Source organism: Rhizobium sp. BK377, from assembly GCF_014193935.1.
Taxonomy (GTDB): Bacteria; Pseudomonadota; Alphaproteobacteria; order Rhizobiales; family Rhizobiaceae; genus Rhizobium.
The window spans coordinates 372,417-387,829 of sequence record NZ_JACIAC010000001.1; the positions used below are offsets into that span (position 1 = coordinate 372,417).

Below are 15,413 nucleotides of genomic sequence, written 5' to 3' on the forward strand. Positions count from 1 at the left end.
ACGTTTGTTTTTTCCACTATCCAAAGAATACATCGCCGGCTGCAATCGGCATTATCCTGCCTTCGCCGGTATCGAGCATCAACAGGCCATTATCATCTATTCCGGCGAAAAACCCGGAAATCGACCTGTCGGGCAAATTCACGGTTATCTTTTCGCCAATGCCACAGGCAACCGCACGCCACCGCGCCGTGATCTCGCTAATCCCCAGCCCTTCATCCCAGATATTCAGCGCCTCGGTCATGGAGGCGAAGAGATGAGCGAAGAGTTCTTCGGGTGAAGCCGCACTTCCCTGATCGCGCAGGCAGGTGACGGGATAGATCGGGTTATCGGGCATGACGGCTACGTTGATGCCGATGCCAATCACGACAGCGTGGCGCCCGTCAACCAGCCGCTCACCTTCTACCAAGATGCCGCAGGTCTTCTTGCGTCCAATCAGGATATCGTTCGGCCACTTCACCTCTACGGGCTGGGCGCCGGGCGGCAGAACGCTGCGAACTGCCTGATGAACCGCGACGGCGATTGCCAGCGGCAGGGAGGCGAGGCGCTCCATCGGTGCGGGGTCGATGAGCAGAAGGGAGGCGTAGAGATTGCCGCGCTCGGAAACCCAGGGACGGCCCCGGCGGCCCCGGCCGCCGGTTTGTCGTTCGGCGGTCACCCAGAGCAGACCGCCGTCCCCTGCCCGAGCCCGGGCAAGGCATTCCGTATTTGTTGAGGACGTTTCCGACAAGGCCTCGTGCCTGACATCGCCGAGCGATATCCGGCGCCGCTTGTCGGAAGCCATCAGAAGAGCGTCGCCGCAGCAAGCTCGGCCGCGCCGCCGATCGGACCACCGATGAGAACATAGGCCGCAACGAAGAGACCGGAAAGACCGAAGACGAGACGCAGCGAACCGGAGACTCGGGCAAATTCGCCGGACGCCTCATCGAACCACATCAGCTTGATGACGCGCAGGTAGTAGTAAGCACCGACGACCGATGCCAGAACACCGATGACGGCAAGCGCATAGAGCTTGGCCTCGATGGCGGCAACGAAGACGAAGTACTTCGCGAAGAAGCCGGCGAGCGGCGGGATACCGGCAAGCGAGAACATCAGTGCGGTCAGCACGACAGCCATAAAGGGGTTCGTCGTCGACAGGCCGGCAAGATCGCTGACATTCTCGACAACCGTACCATCCTTGCGGCGCATCGACATGATGATGGCGAAGGAGCCGAGGGTCATGACCATGTAGATCGCCATGTAAAGCATGACGCCGGCAACGCCCGTCTGGTTTCCGGCGGCGAGACCGACCAGCGCGTAACCCATGTGACCTATCGAGGAATAGGCCATCAGTCGTTTGATGTTCTTCTGGCCGATGGCCGCAAATGAACCGAGCAGCATGGAAGCGATCGAAATGAAGACGATGACCTGCTGCCAATCTGATAGCACCGGCTGGAAGGCGGTGATGACGATACGGGTCATCATCGCCATGGCGGCAACCTTCGGCGCGCTCGCGAGGAAGGCAGTGACCGGGGTCGGTGCGCCTTCATAAACGTCCGGCGTCCACATGTGGAACGGAACGGCCGAGATCTTGAAGGCAATGCCGGCGAGGATGAAGACGAGGCCGAAGATCAGGCCGAGCGAACGTGCTCCTTCGACCGTGAGCGCCTGCGCAACCTCGGCGAAATGCGTGTGCCCGGTGAAGCCGTATACCAGCGACATGCCATAGAGCAGCATGCCCGAGGAAAGCGCGCCAAGGACGAAATACTTCAGGCCGGCTTCGGTCGACTTCAGGCTATTGCGGTTGATCGCAGCGATGACGTAGATCGCCAGAGACTGCAGTTCAAGGCCGAGATAGAGCGCGATCAGGTCGTTGGCCGAGATCATCAGCATGATGCCGAGCGTACACAGCACCAGAAGAATCGGGAACTCGAACTTGTCGAGCTGATTTTCCCGAGCATGACCCATCGACATGAACAGCGCGACGAGGGAGCCGATCAGTGCCAGCACCTTCATGAAGCGTGCAAAGCCATCGGCGAGATAGACGCCGCCATAAGCAAGGCCGTCGCCGGGAACGAAGATCAGCCACAGGCCGGAGATGGCAATCACGATCATCGCCAGCGCGCTGACGAGCGGACCGGACCGCTCGCCCGAGAAAACGCCGATCATGAGCAGCAGAAGTGCACCGATCGCGAGGATGATTTCCGGCGCGGACAGGTACAGGCTCAGGGAGATTGTTTCAGCGGTCATGTCCTAAAGTCCCGTCATTTCATCGACAGCGCAACATTCTGCGCTGCCTGCACTGCGGCCGAATAGCTGTTGATCAGATGGTCTACCGAAGCTGCGGTCGCATCGAAGACCGGAGCCGGATAGACGCCGAAGAAGATGGTGAGCGCGATCAGCGGATAAAGGATGATCTGTTCTCGAGGCGAAAGGTCGAGCAGAGCCTTCAGCTTCTCCTTCTCCAGTGCGCCAAAGATCACCCGGCGATAGAGCCAGAGCGCGTAGGCGGCCGAGAGGATGACGCCGGTGGCGGCAAAAAGCGCAACCCAGGTGTTGGCGCGGAAGACGCCGATCAGCGTCAGGAATTCGCCGATGAAGCCCGAAGTGCCGGGCAGACCGACATTCGCCATGGTGAAGACCATGAAGGCGACCGCGTATTTCGGCATGTTGTTGACCAGGCCGCCATAGGCAGCGATCTCGCGCGTATGGGTGCGGTCATAGACGACGCCGACGCAGAGGAAGAGCGCGCCCGAGACGATGCCGTGCGACAGCATCTGGAAGATCGAACCCTGCAGACCCTGAGCGTTGGCAGCGAAAATGCCCATCGTCACGTAGCCCATATGAGCCACCGAGGAATAGGCGATCAGCTTCTTGATGTCGTCCTGCATCATCGCGACCAGCGAGGTGTAGATGATAGCGATAACGGACATCGCGAAGACGAGCGGCGCGAAATAGTCCGACGCGACGGGGAACATGCCGATCGAGAAGCGGATCAGGCCGTAACCGCCGAGCTTCAGGAGCACGCCTGCCAGGATGACGGAACCAGCGGTCGGCGCCTGGACGTGCGCGTCAGGGAGCCAGGTGTGGACCGGCCACATCGGCATCTTCACCGCGAAGGAGGCGAAGAAGGCAAGCCACAGCCAGGTCTGCATTGCCGGCGGGAACTTGTAGTCCAGAAGCTGGGCGATATCGGTCGTGCCCGACTGCCAGTACATGGCCATGATGGCGAGCAGCATCAGCACCGAGCCGAGCAGCGTATAGAGGAAGAACTTGTAGCTCGCATAAACGCGGTTCGCACCGCCCCAGACGCCGATGATCAGGAACATCGGAATGAGGCCGCCTTCGAAGAAGACGTAGAAGAGAACGATATCAAGCGAGACGAAGACACCGACCATCATCACTTCGAGGATGAGGAAGGCGATCATGTATTCCTTCAGGCGCTTCTCGATCGAGAGCCAGCTTGCGAGCACGCAGAAGGGCATCAGGAAGGTCGAGAGGATAATGAACAGCATGGAGATGCCGTCCACACCGACATGGTAACCGATGCCGGTGCCGAGCCAGCTATGCTGCTCGATCATCTGGAAGCCCGGATTGGCGTTGTCGAAGCCGATCCAGATGAAGAGCGAGAGAATGAAAGTGAAGACCGTGGTGATCAAGGAGATCCACAGCACGTTCTTGCGGCCATTCTCGGTTTCGCCGTTCATCAGCAACAGAAGCACCACGCCGACGAGCGGCAGGAAGGTGACCGTTGAAAGAATAGGCCAATCGGTCATCAGAAGGAACTCCCGAGCATCATCCAGGTAACGAGCGCCGCAACGCCGATCAGCATCGCGAAGGCATAGTGATAGAGGTAACCGGTCTGCAGGCGTACGACACGGTCGGTGACGTTGACGACGCGGGCGGCAATGCCGTTCGGACCGTAGGTATCGATGACGCCGACATCACCCTTCTTCCACAGGAAGTTGCCGAGCGCCTTGGCGCTGCGGACAAAGAGGAAATCGTAGAGTTCGTCGAAGTACCACTTGTTGAGCAGGAACTGGTAGAGCACACGGTGCTGCTGGGCGAGCTTGCGCGGCGTCGAGGGCGACCTGATGTACATGTACCAGGCGGTGACGAAGCCAAGCAGCATGGCAATGAAGGGGCTAAGGCCAACCCAGGCCGGGACGTGATGGAACTCTTCCACCAGCTCGTTTTCGGCACCGGTGAAGAGCGCCCCCTTCCAGAACTCGGCATATTCCTCGCCGTAGAAGCGGCCTTCGAAGAGCACGCCCGCCAAGACCGCACCGATCGCAAGGATGTAGAGCGGCACCAGCATGACCTGCGGCGATTCATGGACATGATGCATGACCTCATGCGAAGCGCGCGGCTTGCCGTAGAAGGTCATGAAGATCAGACGCCAGGAATAGAAGCTCGTGAAGAGAGCGGCAATGACCAGCAATGTGAAGGCGAAACCTGCAACCGGCGAATGCGCTGCATAGGCAGCCTCGATGATGACATCCTTCGAGAAGAAGCCTGCGAAGCCGACCGGGGTGAAGGGGATGCCGACACCGGTGATCGCCAGCGTGCCGATGATCATCATCCAGAACGTCATCTTGATATGCGGACGCAGGCCACCCATGTAGCGCATGTCCTGCTCGCCATCGACGGCGTGGATGACCGAGCCGGCGCATAGGAAGAGCAGTGCCTTGAAGAAGGCGTGCGTGAAGAGGTGGAAGATTGCCGCGCCGTAAGCACCGACGCCAAGAGCAACGAACATGTAGCCGAGCTGCGAGCAGGTCGAGTAGGCGATGACGCGCTTAATGTCGTTCTGCACGAGGCCGACGGTCGCCGCGAAGAAAGCGGTGATCGCACCGATCACTGTCACGACGACGAGCGCATCATGCGAGAGTTCGAAGATCGGCGACATGCGGGCGACGAGGAAGACGCCGGCGGTCACCATGGTTGCGGCATGGATGAGTGCGGACACCGGGGTTGGGCCTTCCATGGCGTCCGGCAGCCAGGTGTGCAGCAGGAACTGCGCCGACTTACCCATTGCGCCCATGAAGAGCAGCAGGCAGGCACCGGTCAGTGCGTGCGCCTTGTCGAGATGCATGCCGAAAAGGTTCAGGATCACTTCACCGGCTTCACCGCCGCCTTCCGCCGGAGCGAAGGTCGAAGCATTGGCGAAGATCGTGTCGAAATTGATCGAGCCGAACAGCACGAAGACGGTGGCAATGCCGAGCACGAAGCCGAAGTCGCCGACGCGGTTGACGATGAAGGCCTTTATCGCAGCCGCCGAGGCCGAGGGCTTTTTGTACCAGAAACCGATCAGCAGATACGAGGCCAGACCTACGCCTTCCCAGCCGAAGAACATCTGGGCGAGGTTGTCGGAGGTCACCAGCATCAGCATGGCGAAGGTGAAGAGCGACAGATAGGCGAAGAAGCGCGGCCGGTGCGGATCGGTGTGCATGTAACCAATCGAATAGACGTGCACCAGCGTCGAGACCGTATTGACGACGATCAGCATGACCGAGGTCAGTGTATCGACACGCAGCGACCAGGAGACATCGATACCACCAGATTGGATCCAGCGGAGAACCTCGACCTTGATCGCACCTTCCGGATGGCCGAGCGCAACCGTGAAGAAGACGACCCAGGACAGGATGGCGGCGATGATCATCAGGCCGCTGGTGACATATTCCGACGCCTTGGCGCCGATCGCGCGGCCGAAGAGGCCCGCGATGATCGCGCCGATCAGGGGAAGGAAGACGATAGCCTTATAGAGGAACATGAGCCGCTCAGCCCTTCATCATATTGACGTCTTCGACCGCGATCGAACCGCGGTTGCGGTAGAAGACAACGAGAATTGCAAGACCGATCGCCGCTTCAGCAGCAGCAACAGTCAGAATGAACAGTGCGAACACCTGGCCGACGATGTCGTTAAGAAACGACGAGAAGGCGACCATGTTGATGTTGACCGACAGCAGGATCAGTTCGACCGACATCAGGATGACGATGATGTTCTTCCGGTTCAGGAAGATCCCGAAGATGCCGATCGTGAAGAGGATGGCGCTGACCGTGAGATAATGGGAAAGTCCGATGACCATGTTCTTTGTTCCTTGACCTCTCGGTTCAGCTCACGCCCTGACCCGGCTTGACCTTGACCACCTCTACGGCGGTCGCGGGCGTGCGGGCAACCTGGCGGGAAATATTCTGCCGCTTGATGTTGGTGCGATGCTTCAGCGTCAGCACGATCGCGCCGATCATGGCGACCAGCAGGATCAGACCAGCGATCTGGAAGAAGTAGACGTAATTCGTGTAGAGCACGTCGCCGAGCGCGGCCGTATTGGTGCGTTCGGTGAGCGCCGGGATCGGCATGGCGACCGTCTTGGCAATCTCGGGCGAGATCGCGCTGCCGCCGATGACGACGATCAGTTCGGCTGCGAGGATGAGACCGATGAGCGCGCCGATCGGCGCATATTCGAGAACACCGGCGCGAAGCTCGGTGAAGTCGATGTCGAGCATCATCACCACGAAGAGGAAGAGAACAGCGACCGCGCCCACATAGACGACAAGCAGGATCATCGCCAGGAATTCGGCACCCAGCAGCAGGAAGAGACCCGCCGCATTGAAGAACACCAGGATCAGGAACAGAACCGAGTGAACCGGGTTCTTCGCCCAGATGACCATGAACGCCGACGCTATCGCGACAAAGGCGAAAAGATAGAAAAATAGAGCCTGCAGACCCATGTTGGTGCCTTTTTCATCTTCCCCCGGGCAGCCGGGAGTTTCCCTGCCCGATAGGACTTCGCGCAGCTTCCGCCGACAAAGCCCCGGTGCATGTTAACCGCAGTGGACGAGAGCGCCCGATCAGCGGCATTTCAAATTTCAATCAACGATACGGCGCATCCATCGCCATGTTGCGGGCGATTTCACGCTCCCACCGGTCACCGTTGTCGAGCAGCCTCTGCTTGTCGAAGTAGAGCTCTTCGCGGGTCTCGGTGGCGAATTCGAAATTCGGGCCTTCGACGATCGCATCGACCGGGCAAGCTTCCTGGCAGAAGCCGCAATAGATGCATTTCACCATATCGATGTCGTAACGCACCGTGCGGCGCGTGCCGTCATTGCGGCGCGGGCCGGCTTCGATGGTGATCGCCTGAGCGGGACAGATCGCTTCGCACAGCTTGCAGGCGATGCAGCGCTCTTCGCCGTTGGGATAACGGCGCAGCGCATGTTCGCCACGAAAGCGCGGGCTGACCGGACCCTTTTCGAAGGGATAGTTGATCGTCGCCTTCTGTTTGAAGAAATAGCGCATCGACAGGAAGAAGGCGCCGACGAATTCCTTGAGGAAAAGCGAGTTGATGGAGGCGGACAGGCTTCCCATCTTCAATCTCCAATTTTGCCGGAAACGAGGTTGGACATCAGCCGGCCCATCCCGTCAGTTTCAGCACGAATGCAACGATGACGACCATGGCGAGCGACAGCGGAAGGAAAACCTTCCAGCCGAGGCGCATGAGCTGGTCGTAGCGGTAACGGGGCACAAAAGCCTTGACCATGGCGAACATGAAGAACACCAGGCACGCCTTCAGCATGAACCAGATGATGCCCGGTACCCAGTTAATGAGCCAGAAATCAACCGGCGGCAGCCAGCCTCCCAGGAAGAGGATCGTCGTCAGCGAGCACATCAGGACGACGGCCGCATATTCGCCGAGCATGAACATCATGTACGGAGCAGAACCGTATTCGACCATGAAACCGGCGACGAGTTCGGATTCTGCTTCCGGAAGGTCGAAGGGCGGGCGGTTGGTCTCGGCGAGCGCCGAGATGAAGAAGACGACGAACATCGGGAACAGTGACAGCCAATGCCAGTCGAGGAACGAGTTCGGCAGTCCGAGCATGGTGCCAAGGCCCGTATGCTGCGCATTGACGATATCGGTCAGGTTCAGCGAACCGACGCAGAGAAGGACGGTGACGATAACGAAGCCGATCGAAACCTCATAGGACACCATCTGCGCTGCCGAGCGCAGCGCGCCGAGAAATGGATACTTCGAGTTCGAAGCCCACCCACCCATGATGATGCCGTAGACCTCGAGCGATGAGATCGCGAAGATATACAGAATGCCGACATTGATGTTCGCGATCACCCAGCCGTCGGCCAGCGGCACAACCGCCCAGGTCGACAGCGCAAGAAGCACGGTGACGAGCGGAGCAAGCAGGAAGACCGCCTTGTTGGCGCCAGCGGGGATGACCGGCTCTTTGAAGACGAACTTCAGAAGGTCTGCGAAGGACTGGAACAGGCCGAAGGGGCCGACGACGTTCGGACCGCGACGGAGCTGAACGGCAGCCCAGATCTTGCGGTCGGCAAGCAGGACGTAAGCGATGAAGACCAGCAGGCAGACGAGCAGCAGCAGCGACTGACCGATCATGATGATCGCCGGCCAGACATAGGTCGAGAAGAAAGAATCCATGAGTTCCTGCCCTTACTCTGCCGCGACTTTGAAATTGTTGCGGGCCAATGCCGAGCACTCGGCCATGACAGCCGAGGCGCGCGCTATCGGGTTCGTCAAATAGAAGTCTTTGACCGGCGACGCAAACCCGGATTTGTTCATCTTACCGGCTTTTTTCGCCAGTGCGGCAATTTGGGCGCTGTCACCTTCGGCGATCTCGTCGATGTCAGCAAAATGCGGGAATGCTGCGTAGAGCTTGCCGCGCAATTCACCAAGCGAATCAAAAGGAAGCTTCTTGCCCAGCACGTCGGACAGGGCGCGGATGATCGCCCAGTCTTCGCGGGCATCGCCCGGTGCGAAACCGGCGCGGTTGCCCATCTGGACGCGGCCTTCGGTGTTGACCCAGGTGCCGGACTTTTCCGTGTAAGCGGCGGCCGGCAGGATGACATCGGCGCCATGCGCACCATTGTCGCCATGCGAGCCGATATAGACCGTGAACTTCGCCGTCTTTGCCGAGACATCAAACTCATCGGCGCCGAGCAGGAAGAGCACGTCCATGGTCTTCAGCATCTCAGCGGCATTGACGCCCTTAGCGCCCGGCACGAAGCCGAGGTCTAGGCCGCCGACCCGCGATGCGGCGGTGTGCAGCACCGCAAAGCCGTTCCAGCCTTCCGCGATTGCGCCGACATTGACGGCGAGTTTGGCGGCGGTTGCCAGAACGCCTGCGCCATCCGTGCGGGTGAGAGCGCCCTGACCGATGACGATCATCGGCTTGGAAGCCTTGGCGAGCACTTCGGCGAAGGCGTGGCCGCCGTCGAGAATGTCCTTCAGCGTATCGGGGCCTGCGCCGAGGTAATCATACTTGTAACGCATCTCGCCGCGCTCGCCGATCACACCGATCGGGAAGCCGCCGCGACGGTAACGCTTGCGGATGCGGGCGTTGAGGATGGCCGCTTCGAAGCGCGGGTTGGCGCCGATGATAAGCAGCGCATCAGCCTGTTCGATGCCCGCGATGGTCGGATTGAAGAGGTAGCTTGCGCGACCGAGCGACGGATCAAGTGCCGCCCCATCCTGGCGACAGTCGAGGTTCTCGGAACCGAGCGACTTGACCAGTTCGGAAAGGGCATACATTTCTTCGACCGAAGCGAGGTCGCCGGCAATCGCGCCGATCTTATCGCCAGAGGTTGCCGAAACGGCAGCCTTGATGGCGCCGAAGGCTTCGCTCCAGCTCGCCGGCTGCAGGCGACCGCCCTTGCGGACGTAAGGCCGGTCGAGGCGCTGCGTCTTCAGGCCGTCCCAGACGTGGCGGGTCTTGTCCGAAATCCACTCTTCGTTCACGGCCTCGTTGACGCGCGGCAGGATGCGCATGACTTCGCGGCCCCGCGTATCGACGCGGATTGCAGAGCCGACGGCGTCCATGACGTCGATCGATTCCGTCTTGTTCAGTTCCCACGGGCGGGCCGTGAAGGCGAAGGGCTTCGAAGTCAGTGCGCCGACCGGGCAGAGGTCAACGACGTTGCCCTGCAGCTCGGAGGTCATGGCCTGCTCGAGATAGGTGGTGATTTCGGCGTCTTCGCCGCGGCCGATCAGGCCGAGCTCGGAAATGCCTGCCACTTCCGTCGTGAAACGGACGCAACGCGTGCAGTGAATGCAGCGGTTCATAACCGTCTTGACGAGCGGCCCAATATACTTGTCTTCGACGGCGCGCTTGTCTTCCTGATAGCGCGAGGTGTCGATACCGAAGGCCATGGCCTGGTCCTGCAGATCGCATTCGCCGCCCTGGTCGCATATCGGGCAATCGAGCGGATGGTTGATCAGCAGGAATTCCATCACGCCTTCGCGGGCCTTCTTGACCATCGGCGTGTTGGTGAAGACTTCAGGCAGTTCGCCGTTCGGACCGCCTCGAATATCGCGCACGCCCATGGCGCAGGAAGCCTGCGGCTTCGGCGGACCGCCCTTGACCTCGACGAGGCACATACGGCAATTGCCGGCAACCGACAGACGCTCATGGAAGCAGAAGCGCGGAACTTCAGCACCGGCCTCTTCGCACGCCTGAATCAGCGTGTAATGATCCGGAACTTCGATCTCGTTACCGTCAATCTTCAGTTTTGCCATCGTCACTCAGTCCTGTTTCCCATTCGCCGGGCACCGGCAAACAAACCTATTTTTGCAACATCCATATTGCCAAGACAGACCTTTCGTCCGTCCTGGCGCCGGAATTGCCCAAATTCTCTTTCGCTGGTTCCGAGACCCGAAACCCGCCATCGGCACCACGATCCGGAGCCCCCTGCCCCGTCGCTCGGATGCCATTCCTCCGACCATCGCCTGTGGCCGGAAACTACTTCTTCCTGCGACCCCGTGTCGCCAGCACCTTCGCCTGGCCAACCCAGTCATCGCGCAGGATGCGACCGTCGAAACCGAGTTCGGCGTCCAGGCTCACAACGTCGCCGTCGCTCCATGCCGCAATATCGGCAAAAGTGCGGATGCCTCTTTTGTTCAGCACCTGCTCCAGCTTCGGACCGATGCCGGCGATCAGCTTCAGGTCGTCAGCCTTCCTGGACCTTGTGCCGGGCTTCGCCTTGGCAACCGTAGGCTTCGCGGCTTCCGCTGCCGGGGCCTTGCTGGAAACCACCGTCAGCTTCGGCTTTGCCGCCTTACGAACCGGCGCAACCGTTTCAGCCGGGCGAATATTTTCCGGACGGATATCCATCTCGGGTGTTTCTTCGTCAGGCGGCGTTTCATCGAGCGCTGCGGCCGCCATGTTCGCCGTCTCGAACGCGCCCTGCAGCGCGCCGAAGAAAACGCCGGCCATCTGCGTGGAAATGCCAAAACCGATCGCTGTGGCTGCGGCAAATGCCGCAGCTGGATGCGCCATCAGCGGATGAACGGGCATCGCGCGCGCATTTTCCAGCATGCCGGCAGCAAGACGGCCGAAGTCAGCCGCGAAATCGGATGCCCCTTCTCCCACCTTGCTGTCGGGTGCCTTGATCGTCATGTACTTACTCGGCCGCCTCCAGAACCGCACCGTGATCGAGCGCATTGGCCGTATACTGGTCGATGCGGGCTTCGATCTCTGGACGGAAGTTACGGATCAGACCCTGCACCGGCCATGCGGCGGCGTCGCCGAGCGCACAGATGGTGTGGCCTTCTATCTGCTTGGTGACCTGGAACAGCATGTCGATTTCGCGCTTCTGGGCGTTGCCGCGCGCCATGCGCTCCATCACGCGCCACATCCAGCCCGTGCCTTCGCGGCACGGCGTGCACTGGCCGCAGCTCTCATGCTTGAAGAAGGCGGAGATACGGGCGATGGCCTTGATGACGTCGGTGGACTTGTCCATGACGATCGAGGCGGCCGTACCGAAGGAGGAACCGACAGCGCGCAGACCGTCGAAGTCCATCGGGCAGTCGATGATGTCCTTGGCCGGAACGATCGGGCACGATGCACCGCCCGGAATGACGGCAAGCAGATTGTCCCAGCCCCCACGAATGCCGCCGGCGTGCTTGTCCACCAGTTCGCGGAAGGTGATGCCCATGCTCTCTTCAACGGTGCACGGCTTGTTGACGTGACCGGAGAGCATGAAGAGCTTGGTTCCAACGTTGTTCGGACGGCCGATGGACGAGAACCAGCCCGCACCACGGCGCAGGATGGTTGGGGCGACGGCGATCGATTCAACATTGTTGACCGTCGTCGGGCAGCCGTAGAGACCCATATTGGCCGGGAACGGCGGCTTCAGGCGCGGCTGGCCCTTCTTGCCTTCAAGGCTTTCGAGCAGCGCGGTTTCTTCGCCGCAGATATAAGCACCGGCGCCATGATGGACATAGATGTCCATGTCCCAACCGAGCTTGTTGTTCTTGCCGAGAAGGCCGGCATCGTAGCATTCGTCGATTGCGGCCTGCAGGGCTTCGCGCTCACGGATATATTCGCCGCGCACATAGATATAGGCGGCGTTGGCGCCCATGGCGAAGCTTGCGACCACACAGCCTTCGATCAGCGTATGCGGATCGTTGCGCATGATGTCGCGGTCCTTGCAGGTGCCGGGCTCGGATTCGTCGGCGTTGACGACGAGGTAATGCGGACGGCCGTCGCTCTGCTTGGGCATGAACGACCATTTGAGGCCTGTCGGGAAGCCTGCGCCGCCACGACCGCGAAGGCCGGAAGCCTTCATCTCGTCGACGATCCAGTCACGGCCCTTTTCGAGGATCTGCTTGGTGCCGTCCCAGTGGCCGCGGCTCATCGCCCCCTTCAGGGATTTGTCCTTGAGGCCGTAGATGTTGGTAAAGATGCGGTCCTTATCTTCTAACATGCTTCACACCTCTTACCGCGGCTTCTTGCCGAAGACCTTGATATATTCCGCTTCGCCGCCCTTGGCGAGCGCCTTGGCCTGCTTGACCCAGTCGTCGCGCTCGATGCGGCCGCGGAAATTCAGGAAACCATCGACCCATTCGCGTTCGGCCTTCTTCCAGCCCGCGATCTGCGAGAAGGTGAAGATACCGATTTCATTCAACGTTGCTTCGATCTTCGGACCGACGCCGGAAATCATCTTGAGATCATCGGGAGCGGCGGGCTTCTCGATGCCGGCCGGACGATTCTTGTCGGTCAGCGCGGGCTTGGCAGCAACCTCAGGGGCAGCCTTCGGCGCCGGCTCGGAAGCGGCGGTGCCAGAGAGCGGCTGAACTTCGGCAGCCTTCGCATTCTTCGCCGATGCTTTGGGAGACGTTGCCGGCGTCTTCAGCGACGCATTGGTCTCGGCGTCGGTGCTCTTCGGACGTGCCGCCTCGGAAGGCGGAACCGGCGCGCCGTCTGCCGGTGCAGTCGCTGGAGCCTTGTCAACCCAGGTGCGGCTAACGGCAACATCGCCCAGCAGGGTCGTCGGGCCACCTTCGGGCGAGGACAGGTGACGGTCGATCTGCGGGCCAACCTTGACGCTCGCCCCATTGCCGGCCGCGAACGTATCGATGATCTCTTCCAGGCGCTCCGGCGTCAGGTCCTCGTAGGTATCCTTGCCGATCATCACCATCGGAGCGTTGACGCAAGCCCCGAGACATTCGACCTCTTCCCAGGAGAGCGTGCCCTCGGCGTTGCGCTCGAACGGGTGCTGATGGATCTTGCTGCGGCAGACGCCCATCAACTTTTCCGAGCCACGCAGCATGCAGGGCGTCGTGCCGCAGACCTGCACGTGAGCGCGGGTACCGACGGGATGAAGCTGGAACTGGGTGTAGAAGGTCGCGACCTCGAGAACGCGGATATAGGCCATGTCCAGCATGTCGGCAATCTTTTCGATCGCCGGGCGGGTGACCCAACCATCCTGCTCTTGCGCACGCATCAACAGCGGAATGACCGCGGACTGCTGACGGCCTGCGGGATATTTCTGAATCGTCTTTTCCGCCCAGACCGCATTTTCATCGCTGAAAGCGAATGCGGCCGGCTGGAATTGATCTTCGGCTAATCGACGAACGGACATTCTTCCTCACGCCTTGTCAGTTTAGCGTTCCACACCGCGAAGCAGTCAGAGACTGCATTTCACAGGCATAGGCCGACTGGTCTTTTTGCATAAATACCACGAACTTGCCGCCATTCGGCACGGCGGCCTTGATTTGATAGCCCATGGACAAAAGCTCACCCATGGACGATTGCTCTGCCGGCGGCTGCGCCTCTTCATGGCCCAGCGGTGTGCCGAGCTTTCCGGCATCCTGTGCAAAGGCAGCGGAGGCCGAAAGAAGAAAGGCTGTCGCGAGCGGCAGAGCCTGCATTAGCGGTCCACCTCACCGAAGACGATGTCGAGCGAGCCGAGAACGGCCGCGACGTCGGCAAGCTGGTGACCACGGCACATGAAGTCCATCGCCTGCAGATGCGCATAACCCGGAGCGCGGATCTTGCAGCGATAGGGCTTATTGGTGCCGTCGGAGACGAGATAGACGCCAAATTCGCCCTTCGGCGCTTCGACAGCAGCGTAAACCTCACCGGCCGGAACGTGATAGCCTTCGGTATAGAGCTTGAAGTGGTGGATCAGCGCTTCCATCGAACGCTTCATCTCGCCGCGCTTCGGCGGAACGACCTTGCCATCGATCGAGGAGAATGGTCCCGCCTTGGCATCACCGAGCAGGCGATTGACGCACTGCTTCATGATCTTCACCGATTCGCGCATCTCGATCATGCGGATCAGGTAACGATCGTAGTTGTCGCCGTTCTTGCCGACCGGAATGTCGAACTCAAGATCCGAATAGCATTCATAAGGCTGCGCGCGACGCAGGTCCCAGGCAGCACCCGAACCGCGCACCATGACGCCCGAGAAGCCCCAGGCCCAGCAATCTTCCAGAGAGACAACGCCGATATCAACGTTGCGCTGCTTGAAGATGCGGTTGCCGGTCAGAAGATCGTCGATATCGTCGAGCTTGCCCGGAAATTCGTCGCACCACTTGCCGATATCCTGCACGACCTGTTCCGGCAGGTCCTGGTGAACGCCACCCGGACGGAAATAAGCGGCATGCATACGGGAGCCGCTGGCGCGCTCATAGAACACCATCAGCTTTTCGCGCTCTTCGAAACCCCAGAGCGGCGGCGTCAGCGCGCCGACGTCCATGGCCTGCGTCGTGACGTTCAAAAGATGCGACAGGATACGGCCGATTTCCGAGTAGAGGACGCGGATCAGCTGGCCGCGAATCGGGATCTCAATGCCGAGCAGCCTTTCCACAGCCAGAGCATAGGCATGCTCCTGGTTCATCGGCGCCACGTAGTCGAGGCGATCGAAGTAGGGAACAGCCTGCAGGTAGGTCTTGGTTTCGATCAGCTTTTCGGTGCCGCGGTGCAGCAGGCCGATATGCGGATCGACGCGTTCCACGATTTCGCCGTCAAGCTCAAGGACAAGACGCAGAACGCCGTGCGCTGCCGGATGCTGCGGCCCGAAATTGATGTTGAAGTTACGGACGTTATGTTCGGTCATGGCGATGGGCTCGCTTTTTCAGGTAGTCAGTGAACAACGGGCTCTCGGCCCGCCACACGCCTCAAAC

At 60.3% G+C, this 15,413-nt stretch carries 14 protein-coding genes; all 14 read right to left on the reverse strand.

Going from position 1 to position 15,413, the window contains the following annotated elements; translation table 11 throughout:
• Window positions 1-16: 16 nt before the first annotated feature.
• The 14 genes from FHT92_RS01870 to FHT92_RS01935 all read right to left on the reverse strand — a co-directional run bounded on the left by FHT92_RS01870 (window position 17) and on the right by FHT92_RS01935 (window position 15,346).
• On the reverse strand, window positions 17-781 hold the full coding sequence (locus FHT92_RS01870; protein ID WP_183822156.1) for a biotin--[acetyl-CoA-carboxylase] ligase: 765 nt from the start codon (window positions 779-781) through the stop codon (window positions 17-19).
• Window positions 781-2,226, reverse strand: a complete 1,446-nt coding sequence (gene nuoN, locus FHT92_RS01875) for an NADH-quinone oxidoreductase subunit NuoN (protein WP_183822158.1) — start codon at window positions 2,224-2,226, stop codon at window positions 781-783. Before nuoN ends, FHT92_RS01870 begins: the two co-directional genes overlap by 1 nt.
• 14 nt (window positions 2,227-2,240) lie before the next feature.
• On the reverse strand, window positions 2,241-3,752 hold the full coding sequence (locus tag FHT92_RS01880) for an NADH-quinone oxidoreductase subunit M (protein WP_183743869.1): 1,512 nt from the start codon (window positions 3,750-3,752) through the stop codon (window positions 2,241-2,243).
• On the reverse strand, window positions 3,752-5,749 hold the full coding sequence (gene nuoL, locus FHT92_RS01885) for an NADH-quinone oxidoreductase subunit L (protein ID WP_183743870.1): 1,998 nt from the start codon (window positions 5,747-5,749) through the stop codon (window positions 3,752-3,754). Before nuoL ends, FHT92_RS01880 begins: the two co-directional genes overlap by 1 nt.
• Before the next feature lie 7 nt (window positions 5,750-5,756).
• The gene (gene nuoK / locus FHT92_RS01890; RefSeq protein WP_007823900.1) at window positions 5,757-6,065 is read right to left on the reverse strand and encodes an NADH-quinone oxidoreductase subunit NuoK; all 309 of its coding nucleotides are present in this window, start codon (window positions 6,063-6,065) and stop codon (window positions 5,757-5,759) included.
• A gap of 25 nt (window positions 6,066-6,090) precedes the next feature.
• Window positions 6,091-6,708, reverse strand: coding sequence for an NADH-quinone oxidoreductase subunit J (locus tag FHT92_RS01895; RefSeq protein WP_183743872.1), 618 nt, complete (start codon window positions 6,706-6,708; stop codon window positions 6,091-6,093).
• 142 nt (window positions 6,709-6,850) lie between these two features.
• Window positions 6,851-7,342, reverse strand: coding sequence for an NADH-quinone oxidoreductase subunit NuoI (gene nuoI, locus FHT92_RS01900; protein ID WP_183743874.1), 492 nt, complete (start codon window positions 7,340-7,342; stop codon window positions 6,851-6,853).
• A gap of 37 nt (window positions 7,343-7,379) precedes the next feature.
• Window positions 7,380-8,426 (reverse strand): NADH-quinone oxidoreductase subunit NuoH, encoded by a 1,047-nt coding sequence (gene nuoH, locus FHT92_RS01905; protein WP_183743876.1) that lies wholly within the window; start codon window positions 8,424-8,426, stop codon window positions 7,380-7,382.
• 12 nt (window positions 8,427-8,438) lie between these two features.
• The gene (gene nuoG / locus FHT92_RS01910; protein ID WP_183822160.1) at window positions 8,439-10,520 is read right to left on the reverse strand and encodes an NADH-quinone oxidoreductase subunit NuoG; all 2,082 of its coding nucleotides are present in this window, start codon (window positions 10,518-10,520) and stop codon (window positions 8,439-8,441) included.
• Between the two features lie 223 nt (window positions 10,521-10,743).
• Window positions 10,744-11,400: a 5' DNA nuclease gene (locus FHT92_RS01915; RefSeq protein WP_183822162.1), complete on the reverse strand. Its 657-nt coding sequence runs from the start codon at window positions 11,398-11,400 to the stop codon at window positions 10,744-10,746.
• A 4-nt stretch (window positions 11,401-11,404) separates the two neighbouring features.
• Entirely contained in the window at window positions 11,405-12,709 is a 1,305-nt protein-coding gene (gene nuoF, locus FHT92_RS01920; protein WP_183743882.1) for an NADH-quinone oxidoreductase subunit NuoF, read from the reverse strand.
• Between the two features lie 12 nt (window positions 12,710-12,721).
• Entirely contained in the window at window positions 12,722-13,867 is a 1,146-nt protein-coding gene (locus tag FHT92_RS01925; RefSeq protein WP_183743884.1) for an NADH-quinone oxidoreductase subunit E, read from the reverse strand.
• Between the two features lie 16 nt (window positions 13,868-13,883).
• A complete protein-coding gene (locus tag FHT92_RS01930) occupies window positions 13,884-14,156 on the reverse strand; it encodes a hypothetical protein (protein ID WP_183743886.1) in 273 nt (90 codons plus the stop codon).
• The gene (locus FHT92_RS01935; RefSeq protein WP_183822164.1) at window positions 14,156-15,346 is read right to left on the reverse strand and encodes an NADH-quinone oxidoreductase subunit D; all 1,191 of its coding nucleotides are present in this window, start codon (window positions 15,344-15,346) and stop codon (window positions 14,156-14,158) included. Before FHT92_RS01935 ends, FHT92_RS01930 begins: the two co-directional genes overlap by 1 nt.
• Window positions 15,347-15,413 lie beyond the last annotated feature (67 nt).